Origin of the sequence: Acinetobacter brisouii CIP 110357, assembly GCF_000488275.1 — a bacterium.
Taxonomy (GTDB): Bacteria; Pseudomonadota; Gammaproteobacteria; order Pseudomonadales; family Moraxellaceae; genus Acinetobacter; species Acinetobacter brisouii.
The window spans coordinates 1-689 of record NZ_KI530764.1 but is presented as its reverse complement, the minus strand read 5'-3'; the positions used below and the strand labels follow the sequence as shown (position 1 = coordinate 689).

The window sequence follows — 689 nt, the reverse complement described above, 5'->3', positions numbered from 1 at the left end:
CAGGTAGTATGATTTCTGGTGAAGCTGGTGACGATATTATTTACGGTAATACAGGTTCAGATCAACTTTATGGTGGAAAAGGTCTGGATCAAATCTACGGTGGCGATAGCGATGACCAGTTGTATGGCGGAGTCGATGATGACCAGCTTTATGGCGGAACTGGAAATGATCTTCTAGGTGGTGGTGAGGGTAACGATCTTCTGGATGGAGGCGATGGTTCCGACCAGCTTTACGGTGGTACTGGCAATGATGTTCTAAATGGCGGAGCCGATCATGATCTTTTGGAAGGTGGTATTGGAAACGATAACTTAACTGGCGGCATAGGAGATGACATTCTTATTGGTGGTAGTGGTAATGATGGACTAGAAGGCGGCACTGGTAATGATACTTATATCTTTGCCTCAAATTTTGGTTATGACATTATTAACAACTATGACTCTAACCAAAACCGTCAGGATATTATCCAATTTACAGATGGTTTAACCCAAGGTGATTTTACCTTCCGACGCAATAACGATGACTTGGTGATTCGTACTCTAAATGGGGAAAACAGCGTCACTGTACAGAACTATTTCCAGTCCGATGCGTTAGGACATTACCGAATTGACCAAATCCAATTCTCAGACAGTACAACACTCGATATTGAAGCTGTAAAAGCTTTAGTTCTTTTGGGAACAGAAGAAGCTGAT

General features: G+C 42.5%; 1 protein-coding gene. It reads left to right on the top strand.

From position 1 onward, the window contains the following. The coding region (locus P255_RS15515) for a calcium-binding protein (protein WP_023274452.1) at nucleotides 1-689 on the top strand (689 nt) is incomplete at both ends.